This window comes from Saccharothrix sp. DSM 118769, assembly GCF_052936295.1.
Window position 1 is genome coordinate 590,434 of sequence record NZ_CP193627.1, and the last position, 19,279, is coordinate 609,712.

Consider the following 19,279-nt stretch of genomic DNA (forward strand, 5'->3'; position numbering starts at 1 on the left):
CTCGCCGGGACCACCGCCCCGACCTCGGTCTAGTCCCGTGTGAGGGGGAGTCCGGCGCGGGGGTGTTCCGGCGCCGGGACGGTTCTCGGGCGTGTCTGTTCCTACCGGCGCGTTCCCGCCGGCGAGTTCGCGCCACACCGGTCGGAAAACGGGCCGCCGTTCGAGCGCGACGGCCCGACGAGCGGGATTCCGGGTGTGCGCGGAATGCCGCGCCGTTCTCACCCGGCGACCACCTCCGGTTCCGGCTTCGGTTCCGGCTTCGCCCGCGGACCGCGACCGCGCCCGCGTGCCCGGTCCCGTTCCAACCACCACTCGACGGCCAGCAGCGGCACGAGCATCCCCAGCCACCCGGACAGCCCGGAGATCGCCTGGGCCAGCGCCACCTCGCTGCCGCCGAACGCCGTGTCCAGCTCGGCGGGCAGCGTGAGCGAGAACAGGACCGCCCAGAACCGGTTCGAGATGATCGCGACGGTGAGCGCGAAGCTGCGCAGCGCCCACCGCCGGTGGTCGGCGACCCGCCGCTGCCGCGCCATCCGCACGGCCGCCACCGTGAACGCGAGCCACAGCACCGCCTGGAGCACGTTGCCCACCCGGTTGACCGGGCCGAACGGCGTCACCGCGCCGATGGCCAGCGCCAGCACCCCGGCGGGCAGCACGCCCGCGAAGACGTAGGTGCGGCCGAGCCGCCGGTGCCACGCCGGGTACCGCCGCCGGAACGCGGGCCACACCTGGAACACGCAGGTCAGGATGGCCACCGAGCCGAAGACGACGTGCACGGCGAGCGCCGGGTAGTACCAGGCGTGCCGCTCCGGCACCGGGACCCGCGACAGCGCCGGGTCGAAGGTCAGGTAGGGCGGCAGCGAGAACGCCACGAACGCCACCACCAGGAACCCGAGCGGCCCGACCCAGGGCCGCCGGTACCACGTTGCTTTCCCCATGGGCCCACCGTGGCGGGTGCCGCTGACGGGCCGCGCACCGTTCGCGCACCGACCCCCGTCAGCGGCGCACCGGGGTCCACCGACAAACTTCTTTGTCTTGACAGCTCAAGTTGTCGGTGGGAGGGTTCCCCCATGCTCGACGTAGCGGTGATCGAGGACCCGGCCACGGCCGAGGTGACGCTGGACCCGGTGCGGGTGAGGCTGCTGGCCGAACTGGTCGAGCCGAACTCGGCGACCACGCTGGCGGCCAAGGTGGGGCTGCCCCGGCAGAAGGTCAACTACCACCTGCGCACGCTGGAGCAGCACGGGCTGGTGGAGCTCGCGGAGGAGCGCCGCCGGGGCAACATGACCGAGCGGGTCATGCGCGCCACGGCCGCGTCCTACGTGATCTCGCCGGTCGCGCTGGCCGCCGTGCAGCCCGACCCGGAGCGCGCGCCCGACCGGCTCTCGGCCCGCTGGCTGCTGGCCGTCGCGGCCCGCCTGGTCCGCGACGTCGGCAACCTGCTCACCGGGTCCGCCAAGGCCGGCAAGCGGGTCGCGACCTTCGCCCTCGACGGCGAGGTCCGCTTCGCCTCCGCGGCCGACCGCGCGGCGTTCGCCGAGGAGCTGGCGGTCGCCGTCACCGGCCTGGTCGCCAAGTACCACGACGAGGACGCCGGGGGCGGTCGCCCGCACCGCGTCGTCGTCGCCGTCCACCCCAGCATCCCGAAGGAGTGACCGTGGGTCACGCGTTCAAGGCCGTCGACGAGGCGGACCTCCCCGGCGTCACGCCCGAGCAGGTGTGGGAGGCCGTCGCGACCGGCCCCGGCATCGACTCGTGGTTCATGGGGACCAACGAGGTCGAGCCCGGCGTCGCGGTGAGGCAGGCGTTCGGCGGGTACCGGCCGACCCACCCGGTCACCGCGTGGGAGCCCGGCGAGCGCCTCGCCTACGGCGGCGAGGAGGAGCCCGACGGGCGGTTCGTCGCCTACGAGTTCCTGATCGAGGGGCGGGACCGGGGCAGCACCGTGCTGCGCGTGGTCACCAGCGGCTTCCTGCCCGGCGACGACTGGGCGGACGAGTTCGAGGCCATGTCGGCGGGCGGGGAGATGTTCCGGCGGACCCTCGTCGCCTACCTGCGGCACTTCGCCGGGCGCGCGGCCCGGCCGGTCACCGCGTTCGGGCCCGCCGTCGACGACTGGCCTGCCTTCCGCACGGCCCTGGGCCGGCGGCTCGGCCTGGACCGGGCGGCGCGGACCGGCGACGAGGTCGTGCTCGACGGCATGCCCGGCGTCGTGTACTTCGCGAACGGGCAGACCGTCGGCATCCGCACCGACGGCGCCCTCTACCGCTTCTTCCGGGGCATGCCCGCCTCGGTGACGGCGATGCACCACGTGTTCACCGACGACCACCGCGACGAGCGGACCTGGTCGGCCTGGCTGGGGGAGACGGCATGACCACGACCGCGGGCACGACCACGGGCACGGTCCACTCGGAGGACGGCACCGCCATCGCGTACAGCCGCACCGGCTCCGGCCCGGCGCTGGTCGTCGTGGACGGCGCGCTGTGCCACCGCGGGTTCGGGCCGTCGCGGGCGCTCGCCGAGGCGCTCGCCGGCCACTTCACCGTCTACACCTACGACCGGCGCGGCCGGGGCGGGAGCGGCGGCGGGGCGGAGCGCGACGTGCGGCGGGAGGTGGAGGACATCGCGGCCCTGGTCGAGGAGGCGGGCGGGTCGGCGCACCTGTTCGGCATGTCCTCCGGCGGCACGCTGGTCGCCGAGGCCGCGCACCGGGGCGTCGCGGCGCGGCGGATCGCGGTCTACGAGTCGCCGATGGTGGTCGACGGCTCGCGCGCGCCGATGGACCCCGACCTGCCGGCGAGGGTGGAGCGGGCGGTGGCCGAGGGGCGCCGGGGCGAGGCGGTCGCGCTGTTCATGCGCTACGTCGGCACGCCGCGCCTCGTGGTCGCGCTGTTCCCGCTGCTGCCGCCGTGGAGGAAGCTCAAGGCCGTCGCGCACACGCTGCCGAACGACTTTGCGCTCGTCGGCGAGTTCCAGCGCGGCACCCCGCCGGCCGCGGACCGCTGGGCGGGCGCCCGGGTGCCGGCGCTGGTGATCGCGGGCGGCAAGAGCCCGGAGTACCTGCGCACCGCGCAGCGGCACCTGGCCGACGCCCTGCCGCACGGCGAGCTGACCGTCCTGCCCGGACAGACGCACATGGTGAAAGCCGCCGCCACCGCGCCGGTCCTGGTGGAGTTCTTCACCCGCTGACAGCGCCCGCACCCCGTCGGTCCACAGCAGACTTGTCCACTGTGGACCGATCGTGCACGTCAACGGCCGCGCCCGTGCCCACCGCCCCGGAGGCGCGCGGGCGCGGCCGTCGTCGAGCTGCGGCCGTCGGGCTACGGCTTGCGCCCCACCCCGCCCGCGATGCAGTAGCTCACCGCGTCCAGCTCCTTGAGCCGCGGGCCGTCCGGCCACCAGTCGGCGCAGATGGCGATGCCGGGGTCGACCATCTCCAGGCCGCGGAACAGCCCGTGCAGCTCGCCCATGGTGGCGAACCGGCCGCTGCCCATCGGCGAGTGCAGGAAGGTCTCCTCCATCCGCCGCGCGATCGCCGAGTGCTCCTCGGTCTCCGGGTCCAGGAAGTGCGAGATGCCGACGAAGGAGCCGGACGGCAGGGCGTCGACGTACTCGGCCATGATCTCGGCCGTGGTCGGCGACGTGCCGTTGTAGTGGTGCAGCGTGCCCATCTGGAAGAACGCGATCGGCTCGGAGAAGTCGATGTGCTTGCGCACCACCGGGTCGTTCAGGATCTCCTGGGGCTTGAAGATGTCGGCCGCCGAGAAGTGCGTCTGGTCGTTCTCCTCCAGCAGTGCGCGCCCGTGGGCCAGCACCACCGGGTCGTTGTCGACGTAGACGACTCGTGCGTCCGGGTTGATGCGCTGGGCCACCTGGTGGGTGTTCTCGGCGGTGGGCAGGCCCGAGCCGCAGTCGAGGAACTGGGTGATGCCCGTCTGGCTCGCGACGAACCGGGTGGCGCGGATGAGGAAGCTGCGGTTGTCCACGGCCAGCGTGGCCGCTTCGGGCGCCACCTGCTGCACCTGGCGCAGCACTTGGCGATCGATCTCGTAGTTGTCCTTGCCATTGAGGAAGGCGTCGTAAACCCTGGCGATACTGGCCTTGGTGGTGTCGATGTAGACCGGGGCGGCGGCGTCCGAGGACGTACCCGACATTGTGTTGACCTCGCATTACGGGGGGAGAAGGGGCGATGTTGTGTGCACCGCGTCACAGTCCGCTCGGCGTAAGGGTATGGGCTCGACGAGTGAGCGGGCCTCGGGTACGCGTGACGGCGAGATCGGGGGTGTACGTTCAGTGACGATGCGAGTTCGCCCACCTCGCGCGCAACCGCTGTTCGGGTGGACGGGGCACGACGGTCGGGAGGAGTGGCGATGGTGACGGTAGAGCCGACGCCCGAACGGGACAGCGGTCCGACCGCGCTGCGCATCGTGCTCGGCGCCCAACTGCGCAGGTTGCGCGAGGCGGCCGAGATCACCCGCGCGGACGCCGGGTACGCGATCCGGGGCTCGGAGTCGAAGATCAGCCGGATGGAGCTGGGCCGCGTCGGGCTCAAGGAGCGCGACGTCCAGGACCTGCTGACCATGTACGGCGTCACCGACGAGGACGCCCGCGCGAAGTTCCTGGGGATGGTGCGGCGGTCGAACTCGCCGGGCTGGTGGCACCGCTACTCGGACCTGCTGCCGGACTGGTTCCAGGACTACGTGGGCCTGGAGGAGGCGGCGGTGCGCATCCTCACCTACGAGACCCAGTTCGTGCCGGGCCTGCTCCAGACCGAGGAGTACGCGACGGCGGTCGTGAGCAGCGGTCGGCCGGAGCTGGCCGGGCCGGCGGCGAAGCGCCGGGTGTCGCTGCGCATGCAGCGGCAGCGCATCCTGGCCCGACCGGGCGCTCCCCGGGTGTGGGCGGTGATCGACGAGTCGGTGGTGCGCCGGCCCATCGGCGGCCGGGCGGTGATGCTCCGGCAGCTCGACCACTTGCTGTCGGTGACCAAAGAGGGTCCGGTCACCCTCCAGATCGTTCCGTACCAGCTCAGCGGTTACGCAGCGGAGGGTCCGTTCACGATGCTGCGGTTCGGTGAGGCCGACCTGCCGGACATCGTGTACCTGGAGCACCTCGCGGGTGCGCTGTACCTCGACAAGCTGGAAGAACTGGAGATCTACAGCCGGGTCTTCGACCGGCTGACGGTCGACGCGGAGACGCCCGACCGCAGCCGCCAGTTCCTCGCGAAGGTCCGAGCGGAGCTGTAGGGGGTCCTCCGTCCGGGGGAGATTTCACCCTGCATCTGCACGTGCATTTACCCGTGCGTGGCTCACTGCTACCGTCTGTGCACAGCCAGGTGCACGTGCAGATGCACCACTTCTCGTGGAGGGTGGCGTCGATGGTCGGCAGAGTCCACAACGGCATGTCCGCGGCCGAGCTCGTCAACGTGTCGTGGCGCAAGAGCGCCCGCAGCGGCAAGCTGGGCAACTGCGTGGAACTCGCCAGGCTCGGCGACGGCGACATCGCCATGCGCAACTCCCGCTTCCCCGACGGCCCGGCGCTGGTCTACACCCGTGCCGAGATCGCGGCTTTCGTTGCGGGAGCGAGGGACGGGGAGTTCGATGACCTCCTCGACTGACCACCCCTCCCGCACGACCTTCCAGCTGCGCGAGCTGATCGCGCGCGGTTTCCAGTTCCTCCACCCGCGGGACGCCAGGGGAGAGCTCGCGGCCGTGGTCGGGGTGCGGGCGCACCACGCCGTCATCGACGTCGTCCGCCTGCACACCGAGGACGACGCGGTGGCCATGAGGATGCCCGCCGACGAGGTGAACGTCCTGTCCCCCAGTCGTTTCTCCTGGCGCAGGCGAGGTCCGGCGACGAGCGTGCTGGAGGAGCTGCTCGAACTGCCCGACGACCGGATCGCCTGACGGACCACCCGTCCGCGCCGCGGTGGCGGACGGGCCGAGGGGTGCCCCCCAGGCCCCTCACCGGCGAACCTGACCTGGAGACGCAGCGGGAGTCGACTCCGCGCCCGATGTCGACGCCACGCTCGGAGCGCAACTCCGTGTTCGTCGCGATCGGCGCGGGGACCGAGGTCGGCTTCGGTCCCCGCGTCGCTGTCACCCCGCCCCGCTGTCACCCGCCCCGCGCGGCCGGTTTCCCGGTCAGGGGCGGCGCAGCCCGGCCAGCACGACCATCAGCCCGCGCCGGAACTCGTCGACCGGCGGCACCGCCCGCGCGGCGTTCGCGGTCTCGGCCAGCAGCGGGTGCTCCGCGGCCACCGCGTCCACCGCCCCCGCACCCGTTCCCGGCGGGCTCCGGTGCTCCAGCTCGACCGCGCCGATGAGGTAGCCGAGCAGGGCGCGTCCCGCGATCGCCCGCTCCACGCCGCCGAAACCGGCCCCGGTGAGCACCTCCAGCACGGCCTCGCCCCAGCGCAGCGCGCTCGGGGAGCGGTGCCGGTGCGCCAGGACGAGCGGCACGGCGTCCGGGTGCCCGCCCACGGCCTCGCGGAGCCGTTCGAACAGGACCGAGACCTGCTTGTCCCACAGCGCGTTGCGCGGCGGCACGACGTCCACGCCGGACAGCACCAGCTCGACGACGAGGGCCTCCAGCTCGGCGCGGTCGGCGACGTACCGGTACAGCGACATGGTGCCCAGGCCCAGCTCGGCGGCGACCGCGCGCATGGACAGCGCGCCCAGGCCGTCGCGGTCGACGACGGCCAGCGCGGCGGCGGCGAGGGCGGCCGGGGTGAACGACTTGGAGCGGGGCATCGCCGCGAAAGCGTACAGGATACGCGCATGACTCCACCGATGGGCGTACATCGCACGCCGATGGAAGGGGATCGGTGGACCGCGGCCGACCCGACCGGCTGTGCACAGACCCTGACCAGGTGAGATCAAGTTGTCCACAGGCTTGTCCCCAGGTGTGGACGGATCGAACGCGTGTTCGATGTGGCGCGTGGGGCACGAGGTGCGCGGAAAGCCGGCCCGGGGAGGCGGGGCTGTCGCGAGCGGGTCGTCAGCCGACCGGCGGGGAACCGGTCGACGTCGCCGACGTCGCACTGGCGGACCTCGAAGTCCGGCCCGGTGACGTCGGTGAGCTTCGCGCAGGGCTGGGGCGTCCCGAGGACGGGGTCGGCCGAGGCGACGCCCGGCAGGGACAGCACGGTCCACCTCCCGTGGAGCGGGCCACCTCCCTGCGGCCCGTTCGTAGCACGAGGTCGACCTGCGAAAACGGTGAAGTCATGAGGGGTGGACCCGCAACGTCCGCCCGCCCGGACTCGGGTGTACCGGGACCGCCCCGGGCGACTCCTCCTCCGATCGGGGTCGGCTCGGGCCGAGTCGGTACGCGGCCCGGGTCGCGGCTCAGGTCAGGACGCGGGTCAGGTCAGGACGCGGGTCAGGTCGCGGCGACCGCTGATGCCGAGCTTCGTGTAGATCCGGCCCAGGTGGTTCTCCACCGTTTTGGGCGTCACGAACAGCTCCTGCGCGATCTCCCGGTTGGCCCGGCCGCGCGCCGCCAGCTCCGCGACCCGCCGCTCGCTCGCGGTCAGCGCCCCCGCGCCCGGCACCACCACCCGGCGCGGCCGGTCGCCCAGCGCCTCCAACCCCTCGACCGCCCGCGCCCGCAGCGCGGTCGACCCGCACGCGTCGGCCAGGTCCAGGCCCCGGTGCAGCGGTTCCCGCGCCTCGGCGCGCCGCCGGCCGACGCGCAGCGCCTCGCCCAGGTCCACCAGCGAACGGGCCAGCGCCAGGCGCGAGGGCGAGCCCTCCAGCACCCGCACCGACTCCGCGAGCAGGTCGGCGCGGCGGTCCGGGTCGGCGTGCGCCAGCAGCCGCAGGGCGGTGCCCACCTCCGTGGCCGCACCCCACCGGCGGGCCAGCACCACCTGCTCCCCGGCCAGCTCCAGGGCCTCGGCGGTGTCGCCGAGCAGCAGCGCCGCCCGCACCGCCGGGTCGCGCCACGGGATCGTCGGCGGGTCCACCTCGGCGGCGGCCATCGCGTCGCGCTGCCGGTGCGCCTCGGCGCGGGCCGACCCCGGGTCGCCCTGGGCGAGGGCCACCAGCGCGCGCGGCTCGTGCAGCCAGATCGTCGGCATGATCTGCGGCGCCTCGGTGTGCTCCGCGTCGAACCGGGCCAGCAGCGCGCCCGCGCCCGCCGCGTCGCCGCGCTCGAACGCGCCGTAGGTCAGGAAGTGCGTGGCCGTGGCGCGCAGCGCGACCACGTGCGGCACCGGGTCCTCGTCCCGCACGGCCGCCAGCGCGCCCTCCGACTCGGCCGTCATCCGGTCGACGTCGCCCGTGCGCCAGTGCAGGAACGAGGCGGCGTTGGCGACCATCGCGAACTCCACGGGCGAGCCGTGCGCCCGCACCCGCCGCCGGGCCCGGTCGACCTCCGGCGCGGCCTCGGCCACGCCGTCCGCGGCCATCAGCGCGATCAGCGCCACCAGCCACGCCACCATCGCCTCCGTGCTGCCGGTGGCGTCGTCGAAGTACGCGCCGCGCGACAGCGCCCGCAGCGACGTGGCCGCCACCTCCTCGGCGGGCCACACCTCGTACCGCCCGGTCTGGGCGAGCAGGCCGAGCAGGGTCCGCTCGTCCGGGGTGCGCCCGGCGAGCCGGGCGTAGCCGCCCAGGTGCTCGGACGCGGTCCGCCGGTGCCGGGGCGAGAACGACCGCAGCACCGCCAGCCGCGCCTCCAGGTGCAGCCTGCCCGCGTCCGGGCCCCGGGCCGCGACGGCGTCGGACAGCTCGGCGATCGCCGCCTCCGGCCCGTCCACGACGGCGGTCGCGGACGCGGCGGCGGCCAGCAGCTCGGCGTCCGGCAGCTCGGCGGCGGCCGTGCGCAGCTCCCGGCGCGCCCGCTCGGCGTCACCGGTGCGCAGCAGCGCCCGACCCAGCTCCGCGCGCAGCCCCGGGTCGTCCGGGTGCTCCTCCACGGCCCGCCGCAGGTGCGAGGCCGCCGTGTCCGGGTCGCCCGCCGCCAGCAGCGCCGCCGCCGCCGTCCGCAGCACCTCCGCGGCCTGCGGGAGGGTGCCGCGCGGCGCGTGCGCCAGGTGCGCGGCGACCCGGTCCGCGGGCGCCTTCGCCTCCCACAGCCGCCGCGCCGCCGCCGCGTGCAGCCCCGCCCGCGCCACGGTGCCCAGTTCCGCCAGCACGGCCTCGCGCACCACCGGGTGCACGAACACCAGCTCGTCGCCGGTCAGCACGTTCGCCGCGACCAGCGCCTCCACCGCCCCCGGCAGGGCGTCACCGGGCAGGTCGGCGACCGCGCCCGCGAGCCACGGGTCGCCGCCCGTGCCCAGCACCGCCGCCGCCCCGGCCAACCGCACCGCCTCGGCGGGCAGCCGGCCGAACGCCGCGCGGAACACCGTGCTCGGCCCCAGGCCCGCCACCCGCTCCGCGGTGCCCGGCCCGTCCACCGGCAGCGCCAGCGCGTCCAGCTCGTCCACCAGCACCCCGACCAGGAACGGGTTGCCCGCCGACGCCTCGTGCAGGGCCGCCACCACCCCGGGCGACGGCCGCGCCCCCCGTGCCGCGACCAGCTCGCCGAGCGCGCCCGGCGACAGCGGCCGGGGCAGCAGCCGCTCGGCCTGCTTCGCCACGCTGAGCTGCGCCAGCGGACCCGTGCTGCCGTCGGGCGGCCGGGTGGCCACGACCAGCGCGATCGGCAGGTCCGCGACCCGCCGGGACAGGTAGGCCAGGAACCGCAGCGACGGCGGGTCCGCCCAGTGCGCGTCGTCCACCGTGATCAGCAGCGGCCGGGACGCGGACAGGTCGATCGCCACCCACCACAGCGCGTGCAGCGTGCGGGCCAGCTCCGCCTCGCTCGGGTCGGCCGCCGCCGCGTCGAGCGCGGCCAGCGCGTCGCCCGACGGCCCGGCCAGGATCTTCTCCAGCACCTCGCCCCGGTAGCGGGACACCGAGCGCTCCACCATCTGCCGCACCACGCCCCACGGCATCGCGCTCTCCAGCGCGTCGCCGACCGCCTGGAGCCGGCCGAACCCCCGCTGCTTGGCCAGGTCCCGGGTGTCCTGCACGAGCCGGGTCTTGCCGATGCCCGCCCGCCCCTCGACCACGACGACCCGGCCGTCGCCCCGCGCCGCCGAGTCCAGCGCCGCGGTGATCCGCCCCAGTTCCCGGTCCCGCTCCAGGGTGTTCATCCGACCAGGCGCCCCAGGCGGTCGGGGTCGCGCAGCGGGCGGCCGTGGCCGAACAGGACGAGCTTCGGGCGCAGCTCCGCGAGCCGGCGCATCGACTCGCGGTTGCGCTCGTCGTCGTGGGTGAGGAACTTCGGCGGCCCCGACAGCCGCAGCACGTTGAAGAACACGTCACCGCAGATCAGCACGCCGTCGTGGTCGCGCCACAGGGAGATGTGGCCGGGGGAGTGGCCGGGCGAGTCCAGCACGGTGAACCCGGCGACCTCGTCGCCCTCCCGCAGCCCCCGGGCGACCGGGTGCGCGTCGGGCATCTTCATCCTCGCGAGCAGCGAGGGCAGGAAACCGGGGGCGGGCACCGGGCTGGCCGTCTCGATCGCCTCCGCGTCCCGCCGGCCCGCCCACAGCGGCACGTCGTACCGCTCGCACACCGCGTGGCTCGACCCGAAGTGGTCGGGGTGGGCGTGCGTCACGACGTGCGCGGCGAGGGCGCGGCCGTCGAGCTGGCGGGTGATGCGCTTGGCGGCGGCGGGGGTGCCCGCGTCCACGAGCACGTCCTCCACCAGGTAGGCGTTCATCATGTGGGGCGGTCGTCCGAGCAGCTGGTGGACTCCGGGAGCCAGTGGGCGCACCTGCGGGATCGTAGCGTCTTCGCAGCTCAGCGTGACTGCTTCACCCGGTCGCCGCTCTCCTTCACCCGGTCAACGACCCCCGTCGACGAGCAGGTGCAGCGACCGCACGCCCACCATGTTCGGCGACGGCATGAACCCGGGCCGCCGGTCCGGGTCCGCGCGCAGGTGCGGGAACCGGTCCAGCAGGACGTTGAGCGCGACCCGCCCCTCCAGGCGGGCCAGCGGCGCGCCGAGGCAGAAGTGCACGCCCCGGCCGAAGCCCAGGTGCGGGTTCGGGTCGCGCCGGACGTCGAAGGCGTGCGGGTCGGCGAACCGGCGCTCGTCCCGGTTGGCGGCGGCCGGCCACAGCACGACCACCTGGTCCGCCGGGATCTCCACGCCGCCCAGGGTCGTGGCCACCGTCGTCGCCCGCGCCACCGAGGCGAACGGGGTGAGGTAGCGCAGCGACTCCTCCACGGCGGCCGGCACGAGGGCGCGGTCCTCCCGCACGGCGCGCAGCTGGTCGGGGTGCGCGTCCAGGCACAGCACCGTGTTGCCGAGCAGCATGGTGGTCGTGATGTGGCCCGCGACCAGCAGCACGCTCGCGAAGTTGACCACCTCGGTGTCGGACAGCCGCTCACCGTCCACTTCGGCCCGCACCAGCGCGGTCAGCAGGTCCTCGCGCGGCCGGGTGCGCCGCTCCGCCGCGTGCCCGCGCAGGTAGTCCAGCATCGGCGCGAGCCGCTCGACGGTGCCCCGCAGCTCCTCGCCCTGCTTCTCGGCGTCGGTGAGGGAGAACTGGTCGTCGCCCTCGAACAGCTGGTCGACCCAGCCCCTGAACAGGTCGCGGTCGCCGCTCGGCACGCCCAGCAGCTCGGCGATCACGATGACCGGCAGCGGGTAGGCCAGGTCCTCGACCAGGTCGAAGTCGCCGTCCACGCGGTCGAGCAGCTCGTGCGTCAGCCGGGCGATGCGCGGTTCGAGGTCGGCGACGACCTTCGGCGTGAACGCGCCGCTCACCAGCCGCCGCAGCTTGTCGTGCACCGGCGGGTCCAGCTGGACCAGGTTGCCCTCGGTGAGCGCGGGGTCCGGCTCGCCCGGGAACAGCCGCAGCACCTCGGACGAGAACCGGCCGTGGTCGGCCAGCGCCTCGACGACCTCCGGGTGGCCGTACGCGTCCCAGAGGCCCAGCTCCTCGTCGAACCCGACGACCCGCTCCGGTCGTTCCCCGCGCAGCCAGAACTGCCGCGGGTGCGTGTCCCACATGTCTTCTCCCCCATGGTCTTCGGTTGTCGCGCGGTGGTGCGCGCTCGTGCGCTCGTGCGCTCGTGCGGTGGTGCGCTCGTGGCGGTGCCCGGTCAGGCGCGCCGGACGAGGATGTCGCCGAGGGTGGTCCGGCCGCGCACCTCGACCCGCTCGTCCGTCCCACCGGGACCGTCCGAGGTGGTCAGCTCGTTGCGCACGCGGCCGGCGGTGGAGCGCACGTCCAACCAGGCGGCCGTGCCCTCGCGGACGCCGACCTCCAGCTCGCCGGCCGTGGTCTCCAGCGTCACCGAGCCGCGCGCGACGTCGTGGACGCGGATGTGGCCGTTGGCGCTCCTGGCGACCACGTCGCCGTGCGCGCGGTCGATGACGACCTCGCCGTTGGCCGCGTTGACCCGCACCTCGCCGGTGACCTCGCCCAGGCGGGTGGCGCCGTTGGAGTTCTTGACCGTGCCCGACCCGTCGATCGCGCCGATGCGCACCTCGCCGGAACCGGTCCGCACCTCCACCCGGCCGGTCGCCCGCGCCACCGCGACGTCGCCGCTGGAGGTCTCCAGGTCCAGCGCGCCGGTGTCCTGCAACCGGATGTGGCCGGCGGAGGTCTTGACGCGGCACTCGCCGAGCCGGCCCTCGCCGGTGAAGCTCGCGAGCTGGCCGCGCGCCGTGACGGCGGAGCCCGCGGGCAGTTCGACGACCAGGTCGATCGAGCCGGGCTTGCTGAAGACGAGGGTGCTCCTGCGGGTGCGGACGGTCAGCCGGCCGTCCCGGAACTCGACGGTCGTGGTGTCGGCGGCCTTGACGTCCTTGTCGTCGCCCGGGTCGCTGGGCCGGACCTCGACGGTGGTCCGCGTGCTGTCGCCCGCGGTGATCCAGGTGCTGCCGTAGACGATGTCGAGGTCGACCTCGACGGGTCCGGGCGTGTCGAAAACGGGCATGGCTGTCCCCTCTGAGTGAGTCGTGCGACTGTTTACGCAGGTGGGGCTAGCGAACCCACCCCGTGTAGCTCTGGCCGGCCCCCCTGGACCGCCCACCCCCGCTGTTCCCCCTGCCGCCCCCGCCGTGCCCCCCGCTCCCGCCGAGCCCGGCCGCGGCGGCCCGGACGAGCCACGCGTTGACCGACACCCCCTCCCGCGCGGCGGCCTCCTCGACCCGCGCCTTGAGGTGCTCGGGCAGGCGCAGGTTGATCCGCGTCACGGGCCCCTCGTCGGCCACCACCGGCGGCACCACGGTGGCATCACCCCGGTCCTCGGTGGCACCATCCGGCACGGAGACGACGAAGTGCGGGTCACGCCCCCGCAACCGCACGTCGACGCTGCCGGGCGCCAGGTCCCGGGTGATCTCGTCGGCGGCGGCGGACAGCGCTTCGAGCAGCGTCAACCGGGCGGCCGACTCCAGCGGGAGCACCAACCGCTCGGCCAGCGCCCGTGCCTCCGCGCCACCGGTCTCGGCGGCGACGGCGAGTTCCCGGCGGAGGTTGTCGACGTAGGGCGTCAGGTCCATGGCACCACTATGGCACCACAGTGCTGCCAAAGCAACCGGCCGTGGTGTCACGCCCCTGTCCGCAGGCGTCCGACCGGTGCTGTCGAGGCGTTTTCACCCTTTCGGGTAATTACCCTCTAATGCGCCCCGGTGGGGCGGTGTGCGCCCCGATGGGGCGTCCCGGTTCCACGGCTTGGAATAGTCCAGGTAGGCGGGAAATTTCCCGTCGATCTCCGCGGTCGACTCCCCGGCGGGCTTGACAGGTGGCCTGAGCTGTACGTATGCCCGGCAACGTGAGCTGTCCGCAGTAATGCGGTAAATCGGGACAGGTTTAACGCTAATGGCCTAGCGGGGCCGTGGGCGCAGCTCTCCGATGTGGAGAACGGAACTAGGCAAATCGTTCTCCGGCCTGCTACACCTTCCCCGTGCACGACGACGAAGACCCTGTCGACCCGGACGCAGGACGGCTCCCGCCGGGGCAGCGCGTGCCGGTCACCGGCCTGCCGGGGGTGCCGGCCGCGCTGCTCCGGGAAGGCGCCTACCTGCCGTCCCCCCTGCCGTCCGGCCTCGTGCTCCCGCCCTCGACGTACCGGCTGTGCGCCGAGGCCGAGCACGCCCTGGGCCGGCTCGACGAAGCCGCCGAGCGGTTCGGGAGGCGTGCCGCCCTGGTCCGCGCCACGCAGGTGCGCGACGCCCGCAGCTCCGCCGGGCTCTCCGGGCTGGCCATCCCGCTGCGCGAGGCGTTCGTGGTCGAACTGCTCGCCGCGCAGGGCGAGCGGCCACCCGGTGGCACCGGCTCGACCTGGGCGCTGGAGCCGTACCTGAGGGCCTACGACCACGGGTTGGCGCGCGTCCGGGACGGCACGCCGGTGGACGCGGACCTGGTGGGGGAGATGAGCGCGATCATGACGGGCGGCGACGCGCACGACGTGCTGCGCACAGCGCCGGGGTGGCTCGGCCTCGACCGCAGGCGCGCCTACCTGCTCACCGCCACCGGCGCGCACCTGGTCGCCCTGCTGGAGCAGTGGTCCACCTGGGTGGGCGAGGAGTGCCGGCAGCCCCGGGTCGCCAAGGCCGCGTTGGCGCACTACCAGCTCGAAGTGCTGCAACCGTTCCCCACGGCCAACGGCCACGTCGCACGCGCGTTCTCGACGTTGGAGCTGGTGCGCAGCGGCCTGGTGCGCGACCAGGTCGTGCCGCTGTCGGTGTGGCTCAACGGGGCGCTCGGCGAGTACCAGCGCCAGATCCGCGCGGTCGTGCGCACCGGGCTCGTGCACCGGTGGGTCGAGTTCTACGCGACCGCCGTGCGCGACCAGGCGCTGCACCAGCTGGACCTGATCGCGCGCCTGCGCCTGCTGGCCGACGACCACGCCCGGCTGCTGCCGCGCGCCGGCACGCTGCCGCTCGTGGCCGCCGACCTCGTCGGCTACCCCGTGGTGAACCACCGCGCGGTGTGCGACCGGTTCGGCGTCACGCCCCGCGCCGCGTCGGGGTTCACCCGCCGCCTGGTCGAGCTGGGTGTCCTGGTGCCCTGGAAGACCCGCAACCACGGCAACGCGTTCGTGTGCTGGAAGGTCCTGCGCCTGCTGGCCCGCAACCCGCGCGACCACGGCCGGCCCCCGTCCCCGTCCCCCCGACCGGAGAGCACTCCACGAGGATCATGAGCACCTCCCCCGACCTGCCCCCCGACGAGTGCCGTCGTCCCGGCTGCCGCCGCGCCGACTGCGACCTCCGCCGCCACCGCCGCGCCGCCGCCTCAGGGCTCCCGCCGTGGCTCCGCCTCTTCGCCGGCGCCCTCATCCAGGTGGTGCTGACCGCCCTCTTCCGCGAGTGAGGGGGGCTGGGCGACGAGGTCGCGCACCCGCCTCGCCGCCCCGTCGTCCAGCTTCATCGCCAGCGCCAGCGCCCGGTTGTGCGCGCGGTGCGCCGCGACCTCCTCCCCGGACCGCTGCCACGCCCAACCGAGCAGGGCCAGGCACTCGGCGTGCCGGACGGGGTCGGGCGCGTCCTCGAACGCGCGGTCCGCGCGGGCCAGGTGGTCGGTCGCCACGCCGGGCCGCCCGGCCTCCAGCATCAGGGTGCCCAGGGCGAGGAGGGTGCGCGCGACGCCGTCCGCGCGACCGTGGCGCTGGTAGGTCTCCAGCGCCTCGTCGAGGCAGTCCGCGACCTCGTGCAGGAGCCCCTGCTCCCGGTAGGTGACCGCCAGGTCGGCCAGCGCGTCGGCCACGGCGTCCGGGTCGTCGTCGCGCTCGCGGTGCACGGCCAGTTCGAACACGCCCTGAGCGGTGGCGAGCCGGTGGTCGCCGCGCGCGCGGAACCACGCGGCCCCCCGGCGGAACGCCGAGGTGAGCACGGGGGAGGTGGGCAGCGCGGCGGACAGGTCGGCGCCGAGGCGGTGCACCTCCTCGGCCCACGTCCCGCTCGCGTCGAGCGGGACGACCGGCCAGAGCGCGTCGAGCAGGTCCGCCGCCGACTCCGCGTCCGGGTCCCGCAGCGCCGCGAGCACGTCATCCCCCCGTGCGTCGAACCAGGCGCGCGCGGCGGGGGAGGGGGGCGGTTCGCCGTCGAGCGCGCGCCGCAGGTCCCGGACCAACCCGGCCGCCCCGTGCCCTGACTCGTCGTCCACCTGTTGCCATCCCTCCGCCGTCGGACAGACCTGTCGTCGCGCGTTGGCCACTGGTCACATCGAGTTGCCCCGTCCCGGTGCTTCTGATGATCAAGGTTGTCACGCTTTCGGATGAACAACCACCGCCGCGCGTGCCGTCTTGTCGTGACAGCGGGTATTTATCTACCCCTTTGTCAGTACCCACGGTGAGCACCTTTGGTGGTGACGACCTCGAAGAGGTCGTCGAACTGCATCGGCGCCAGGACCGCGAGCGCGCCCGCGATGAAGCCGGACCCCGGTCGCAGGGCGCCGCTCACCACCCTGCTGATCGTCGAGCGGTTGACGCCCATCGCCTCGGCGAGCGCGTAGTCGGACCGGTAGCCCGCCAACCTCACGGCCTTCGTGAAGGTGTCGGTGCGGAGTGTGATGATGTGCGGCATGGGCGCCCCGTGTGGTTCCGACGCAACGTATGTTGTGTTGGGACAACAGTAGTTCAGTTCGGTGTCGCAACGCCGTTTTCCGTTGGGGTGCAACGACTTCGCACATCCAGCCCCGGCCCGGGCGTGGCTGGCGTTGCCGTGGCGCACGTACGATCCACCGGTGACCACACGTTGGTGGGATTACGTGGAGACCAACCTCCGCAACCGCGGCCTGACGACGGGCGACCTGGCGCGGCGGACCGGTGTGGACCGCAGCCGCATCAGCGAGTGGAAGAGGGGCAAGGGCGTCAGCATCGAGACGGCCCGCTCGGTGGCCCGCCTGTTCGAGGCGAGCCCCCTCGAAGCCTGGGTGGCCGCCGAACTCATCACCGCCGAAGAAGCCCGCCTCCACCGCACCCGCCCGAACCCGGCGGACCTCACGGACCAGGAGCTGATCGCCGAACTGGCCCGCCGCCTGGCCCGGGGTTGACCCCGTTGTCCCCACGCGCGCCGCACCCCGGCTGTTGCCGCCGGACAACGCCCCCCACCGGGGCGCGGGCGTGCGGCTGGGACTGGCGGAAAAGATCAGGCCCCGAGCGCGTAGACGCAGCTCAGGGCCTGATTCACCCGGCGAAAGGTGAGTGCCCCCGGCAGGATTCGAACCTGCGACACACGGTTTAGGAAACCGATGCTCTATCCCCTGAGCTACGAGGGCGCGTGCGGCAGCCTACCCGGTGGCCGGCGGGCCGGGGACGGGTGGGTTGTCACTCGGGTGGGGGTAGGGCGGTGCACCGGGGGTGAGGGGGCGGGCCCGGGTGCTGCGGCTGTCCGGGGGAAGTGGCGCACCCCATCTTCTCCGGATCGGTTCCGTGAGGTACAGAAGGGGCTATCTCCCCTCTGACGAAAGCCACCCCATGACCAGTCGACCCTGGCCTGACTTCCGTCCCGGCCCCCTGGACTCCGCCCGTTCCTGGTGGCGGCGGCTGCGTGCCAAGCCGGACGCCGAGGCTTACACGTTCGTGCCCTCCTCGACGTCGCACCAGCACCCGTTCGAGACGCCGCTGCCCAGCGCCGTCTACGGGCTGGACTTCCACGCGAAGATGACGATCCACTGGCGGGTCGACCTGACGACCGGCGCCCGCCACAACGCCCCGCGCAGCGCGGCGATCAACGACGTCGTCAACCGCGCCAAGGCGCTGACCGAGCGGGCGATGCTGGTGCACCACGCCCCGCTCCAGCACCAGCTCGGGGACGAGCTGGCCGCCGAGCGGCAGGTCGAGGGCACGCACGTGTGGGCGCGCGCCGAGGGCGTCGTGCTCACCGTCGCGGAGACCGACCTCCAGATGGCCCGCAAGCACATCGAGCTGCTCCAGACCACCACGATGCGCCAGGCCGAACGGGACGCCGAGCGCGCCGAGATCAAGTACCTGCGCGACGAGGTGCTGACGGACCTGTCGAGCGCCACGATCTGGTGGCTCGTCCGGAACGGCTACCAGGTGGAGCAGGCCGTGCAGCTGAGCCGCCACCTGGCGGAGCTGGTGGAGATCGCCGCCAACCGCCGCGACCAGCACTGGGCGGACACGCTCGTCACGAGCTTCGAGAGCGCCCTCCCGCGCCTGGACGACGGGCACCGCGCGGACGTCCGCCTGCACCTGGCGAAGGCGCTCGGCATCTACGGCGGCACGTCGGTGGCCGCCGAGTTCGCCGAGCAGGTGGGCCTGCCACCGGACACCCCGGCGAGCCTGCCCGCGCACGACGCCCCCGTGCGGCTCCCGCAGCAGCCCCACGGCCCCCACGGCCCCCACGGCCTGCCCGCGCCCAACGGGCACAACGGGCACCGGCCGCTGCCGTGATCCGCCGAGCCGCGATTACCTAACCTGGACGGGTGACCCACAACCTGACCGAGGTGCGTGGCGCGGCGGTCGCCGGCGCGCTGCGCGTCCTCGCCCGGATGACGCCGTTCGTCGAACCCGAGCTGATCGGTCTGCGCGACGTGGTGCGCCCCGGTGACGTCTGCCTCGACATCGGCGCCGCCCTCGGCCTCTACACCGTGACGCTGTCCCGCCTGGTCGGTCCACACGGGACCGTCCACAGCGTGGAGCCGCTGCTGTTCGCGCACCCCGCGCTGTCGTACCTGCTGCGCCCGCGCGAGGGTCGGAACGTCGTGCGGCACCCCGTCGCGCTGGGCACGAGCGAGGGGCGGCACGTGATGAGCGTGCCGGTCCGCCACGGCACGCCGGTCACCGGCCGCTCGTTCCTCACCGCGGGCGCGGACGGGCTGGGTTCGAACGCGGAGTTCGCCGAGCACGTCGAGGTCCTCGTCCGCACGGACACGCTCGACCGGTTCTGCCGGGTCCACGGCATCGACCGGCTGGACTTCGTGAAGGCCGACGTGGAGGGTGCGGAGCTGCGGGTCCTGGAGGGCGGCGCGGGGACGATCGACCGGCTGCGGCCGAAGCTGCTGCTGGAGGTCGAGGAGCGGCACGTGCGGCGCTTCGGCTACCGGGCGCGCGACGTGCAGGACTGGCTCGCCCGCCGGGGTTACTCGATGCACACCTGGCAGCACGGGGCGTGGCGCCGGGCCGACCGCGTCGACGACCGGGTGCGCAACTACCTGTTCACGCCCGACCGCCCGGTCACGCCCTGAGCCCGACCACAGCGGCACGAGCGGCAAGGGCGGGCAAGGCGGCGAAAGCGGCACGAGCGCAAAAGGCGGAAGACCCCGGTCCCTGGGGGTGGACCGGGGTCTTCCTGTGGACCGGTC

General features: G+C 74.0%; 20 protein-coding genes and 1 tRNA gene. 10 read left to right on the forward strand and 11 right to left on the reverse strand.

Annotation, left to right across the window (positions count from 1 at the left end; translation table 11 throughout):
* Positions 1 to 218: 218 nt before the first annotated feature.
* A complete protein-coding gene (locus ACRAKJ_RS02870; RefSeq protein ID WP_438923094.1) occupies positions 219 to 938 on the reverse strand; it encodes a DUF2306 domain-containing protein in 720 nt (239 codons plus the stop codon).
* 132 nt (positions 939 to 1,070) lie between these two features.
* Between ACRAKJ_RS02870 and ACRAKJ_RS02875 the strand changes: the two genes are divergently transcribed.
* The 3 genes from ACRAKJ_RS02875 to ACRAKJ_RS02885 are packed head-to-tail and all read left to right on the forward strand — an operon-like array spanning position 1,071 to position 3,189.
* Complete coding sequence (locus ACRAKJ_RS02875; RefSeq protein ID WP_438923093.1) at positions 1,071 to 1,655, forward strand: helix-turn-helix domain-containing protein; 585 nt, start codon at positions 1,071 to 1,073, stop codon at positions 1,653 to 1,655.
* Between the two features lie 2 nt (positions 1,656 to 1,657).
* Positions 1,658 to 2,374 carry an SRPBCC family protein gene (locus ACRAKJ_RS02880; protein ID WP_438923092.1) on the forward strand — a complete coding sequence of 239 codons (717 nt, stop codon included), beginning with the start codon at positions 1,658 to 1,660 and terminating at the stop codon, positions 2,372 to 2,374.
* Positions 2,371 to 3,189, forward strand: a complete 819-nt coding sequence (locus ACRAKJ_RS02885; RefSeq protein WP_438923091.1) for an alpha/beta fold hydrolase — start codon at positions 2,371 to 2,373, stop codon at positions 3,187 to 3,189. Before ACRAKJ_RS02880 ends, ACRAKJ_RS02885 begins: the two co-directional genes overlap by 4 nt.
* A 131-nt stretch (positions 3,190 to 3,320) precedes the next feature.
* On the opposite strand, the gene ACRAKJ_RS02890 is transcribed toward ACRAKJ_RS02885, so the two are convergent.
* Positions 3,321 to 4,154, reverse strand: a complete 834-nt coding sequence (locus tag ACRAKJ_RS02890) for an SAM-dependent methyltransferase (RefSeq protein WP_438923090.1) — start codon at positions 4,152 to 4,154, stop codon at positions 3,321 to 3,323.
* 216 nt (positions 4,155 to 4,370) lie between these two features.
* Here ACRAKJ_RS02890 and ACRAKJ_RS02895 point away from each other — a divergent pair, with 216 nt between their 5' ends.
* The 3 genes from ACRAKJ_RS02895 to ACRAKJ_RS02905 all read left to right on the forward strand — a co-directional run bounded on the left by ACRAKJ_RS02895 (position 4,371) and on the right by ACRAKJ_RS02905 (position 5,906).
* Positions 4,371 to 5,246 carry a Scr1 family TA system antitoxin-like transcriptional regulator gene (locus ACRAKJ_RS02895; protein ID WP_438923089.1) on the forward strand — a complete coding sequence of 292 codons (876 nt, stop codon included), beginning with the start codon at positions 4,371 to 4,373 and terminating at the stop codon, positions 5,244 to 5,246.
* Positions 5,247 to 5,377: 131 nt separating this feature from the next.
* A complete protein-coding gene (locus ACRAKJ_RS02900; RefSeq protein WP_438923088.1) occupies positions 5,378 to 5,617 on the forward strand; it encodes a DUF397 domain-containing protein in 240 nt (79 codons plus the stop codon).
* Entirely contained in the window at positions 5,601 to 5,906 is a 306-nt protein-coding gene (locus tag ACRAKJ_RS02905; protein ID WP_438923087.1) for a hypothetical protein, read from the forward strand. The genes ACRAKJ_RS02900 and ACRAKJ_RS02905 overlap by 17 nt, the downstream gene beginning before the upstream one ends.
* A 237-nt stretch (positions 5,907 to 6,143) precedes the next feature.
* On the opposite strand, the gene ACRAKJ_RS02910 is transcribed toward ACRAKJ_RS02905, so the two are convergent.
* From ACRAKJ_RS02910 to ACRAKJ_RS02935, 6 genes are all read right to left on the reverse strand, one after another.
* Positions 6,144 to 6,752: a TetR/AcrR family transcriptional regulator C-terminal domain-containing protein gene (locus ACRAKJ_RS02910; protein WP_438923086.1), complete on the reverse strand. Its 609-nt coding sequence runs from the start codon at positions 6,750 to 6,752 to the stop codon at positions 6,144 to 6,146.
* 611 nt (positions 6,753 to 7,363) lie between these two features.
* Positions 7,364 to 10,144, reverse strand: a complete 2,781-nt coding sequence (locus ACRAKJ_RS02915) for an AAA family ATPase (protein ID WP_438923085.1) — start codon at positions 10,142 to 10,144, stop codon at positions 7,364 to 7,366.
* Positions 10,141 to 10,770, reverse strand: coding sequence for an MBL fold metallo-hydrolase (locus tag ACRAKJ_RS02920; RefSeq protein WP_438923084.1), 630 nt, complete (start codon positions 10,768 to 10,770; stop codon positions 10,141 to 10,143). The genes ACRAKJ_RS02915 and ACRAKJ_RS02920 overlap by 4 nt, the downstream gene beginning before the upstream one ends.
* A gap of 69 nt (positions 10,771 to 10,839) precedes the next feature.
* Positions 10,840 to 12,015 (reverse strand): cytochrome P450, encoded by a 1,176-nt coding sequence (locus ACRAKJ_RS02925; protein ID WP_438923083.1) that lies wholly within the window; start codon positions 12,013 to 12,015, stop codon positions 10,840 to 10,842.
* A 92-nt stretch (positions 12,016 to 12,107) separates the two neighbouring features.
* Complete coding sequence (locus ACRAKJ_RS02930) at positions 12,108 to 12,947, reverse strand: DUF4097 family beta strand repeat-containing protein (RefSeq protein ID WP_438923082.1); 840 nt, start codon at positions 12,945 to 12,947, stop codon at positions 12,108 to 12,110.
* Between the two features lie 46 nt (positions 12,948 to 12,993).
* Entirely contained in the window at positions 12,994 to 13,512 is a 519-nt protein-coding gene (locus ACRAKJ_RS02935; protein ID WP_438923081.1) for a toxin-antitoxin system HicB family antitoxin, read from the reverse strand.
* Positions 13,513 to 13,916: 404 nt separating this feature from the next.
* On the opposite strand from ACRAKJ_RS02935, the gene ACRAKJ_RS02940 reads away from it, so the two are divergent.
* The gene (locus ACRAKJ_RS02940; RefSeq protein WP_438923080.1) at positions 13,917 to 15,155 is read left to right on the forward strand and encodes a Fic family protein; all 1,239 of its coding nucleotides are present in this window, start codon (positions 13,917 to 13,919) and stop codon (positions 15,153 to 15,155) included.
* A 92-nt stretch (positions 15,156 to 15,247) separates the two neighbouring features.
* On the opposite strand, the gene ACRAKJ_RS02945 is transcribed toward ACRAKJ_RS02940, so the two are convergent.
* Positions 15,248 to 16,117 (reverse strand): hypothetical protein, encoded by an 870-nt coding sequence (locus tag ACRAKJ_RS02945; protein ID WP_438923079.1) that lies wholly within the window; start codon positions 16,115 to 16,117, stop codon positions 15,248 to 15,250.
* Positions 16,118 to 16,290: 173 nt separating this feature from the next.
* On the reverse strand, positions 16,291 to 16,536 hold the full coding sequence (locus ACRAKJ_RS02950) for a helix-turn-helix domain-containing protein (RefSeq protein ID WP_438923078.1): 246 nt from the start codon (positions 16,534 to 16,536) through the stop codon (positions 16,291 to 16,293).
* 160 nt (positions 16,537 to 16,696) lie between these two features.
* On the opposite strand from ACRAKJ_RS02950, the gene ACRAKJ_RS02955 reads away from it, so the two are divergent.
* Positions 16,697 to 17,005 (forward strand): helix-turn-helix domain-containing protein, encoded by a 309-nt coding sequence (locus ACRAKJ_RS02955; protein ID WP_438923077.1) that lies wholly within the window; start codon positions 16,697 to 16,699, stop codon positions 17,003 to 17,005.
* A gap of 152 nt (positions 17,006 to 17,157) precedes the next feature.
* Here the strand turns inward: ACRAKJ_RS02955 and ACRAKJ_RS02960 are convergent.
* Positions 17,158 to 17,230 (reverse strand) — tRNA-Arg (locus tag ACRAKJ_RS02960).
* A gap of 199 nt (positions 17,231 to 17,429) precedes the next feature.
* On the opposite strand from ACRAKJ_RS02960, the gene ACRAKJ_RS02965 reads away from it, so the two are divergent.
* The gene (locus ACRAKJ_RS02965; protein WP_438923076.1) at positions 17,430 to 18,368 is read left to right on the forward strand and encodes a hypothetical protein; all 939 of its coding nucleotides are present in this window, start codon (positions 17,430 to 17,432) and stop codon (positions 18,366 to 18,368) included.
* Between the two features lie 32 nt (positions 18,369 to 18,400).
* Positions 18,401 to 19,162: an FkbM family methyltransferase gene (locus ACRAKJ_RS02970; protein ID WP_438923075.1), complete on the forward strand. Its 762-nt coding sequence runs from the start codon at positions 18,401 to 18,403 to the stop codon at positions 19,160 to 19,162.
* Positions 19,163 to 19,279 lie beyond the last annotated feature (117 nt).

Bases quoted from the DNA above. Each gene is read 5' to 3' on its own strand.
- ACRAKJ_RS02925 (WP_438923083.1), bottom strand. From the start codon at position 12,015: ATGTGGGACACGCACCCGCGGCAGTTCTGGCTGCGCGGGGAACGACCG.
- ACRAKJ_RS02895 (WP_438923089.1), top strand. From the start codon at position 4,371: ATGGTGACGGTAGAGCCGACGCCCGAACGGGACAGCGGTCCGACCGCG.
- ACRAKJ_RS02875 (WP_438923093.1), top strand. From the start codon at position 1,071: ATGCTCGACGTAGCGGTGATCGAGGACCCGGCCACGGCCGAGGTGACG.
- ACRAKJ_RS02930 (WP_438923082.1), bottom strand. From the start codon at position 12,947: ATGCCCGTTTTCGACACGCCCGGACCCGTCGAGGTCGACCTCGACATC.
- ACRAKJ_RS02950 (WP_438923078.1), bottom strand. From the start codon at position 16,536: ATGCCGCACATCATCACACTCCGCACCGACACCTTCACGAAGGCCGTG.
- ACRAKJ_RS02935 (WP_438923081.1), bottom strand. From the start codon at position 13,512: ATGGACCTGACGCCCTACGTCGACAACCTCCGCCGGGAACTCGCCGTC.
- ACRAKJ_RS02965 (WP_438923076.1), top strand. From the start codon at position 17,430: ATGACCAGTCGACCCTGGCCTGACTTCCGTCCCGGCCCCCTGGACTCC.
- ACRAKJ_RS02905 (WP_438923087.1), top strand. From the start codon at position 5,601: ATGACCTCCTCGACTGACCACCCCTCCCGCACGACCTTCCAGCTGCGC.
- ACRAKJ_RS02870 (WP_438923094.1), bottom strand. From the start codon at position 938: ATGGGGAAAGCAACGTGGTACCGGCGGCCCTGGGTCGGGCCGCTCGGG.
- ACRAKJ_RS02915 (WP_438923085.1), bottom strand. From the start codon at position 10,144: ATGAACACCCTGGAGCGGGACCGGGAACTGGGGCGGATCACCGCGGCG.
- ACRAKJ_RS02910 (WP_438923086.1), bottom strand. From the start codon at position 6,752: ATGCCCCGCTCCAAGTCGTTCACCCCGGCCGCCCTCGCCGCCGCCGCG.
- ACRAKJ_RS02885 (WP_438923091.1), top strand. From the start codon at position 2,371: ATGACCACGACCGCGGGCACGACCACGGGCACGGTCCACTCGGAGGAC.
- ACRAKJ_RS02900 (WP_438923088.1), top strand. From the start codon at position 5,378: ATGGTCGGCAGAGTCCACAACGGCATGTCCGCGGCCGAGCTCGTCAAC.
- ACRAKJ_RS02890 (WP_438923090.1), bottom strand. From the start codon at position 4,154: ATGTCGGGTACGTCCTCGGACGCCGCCGCCCCGGTCTACATCGACACC.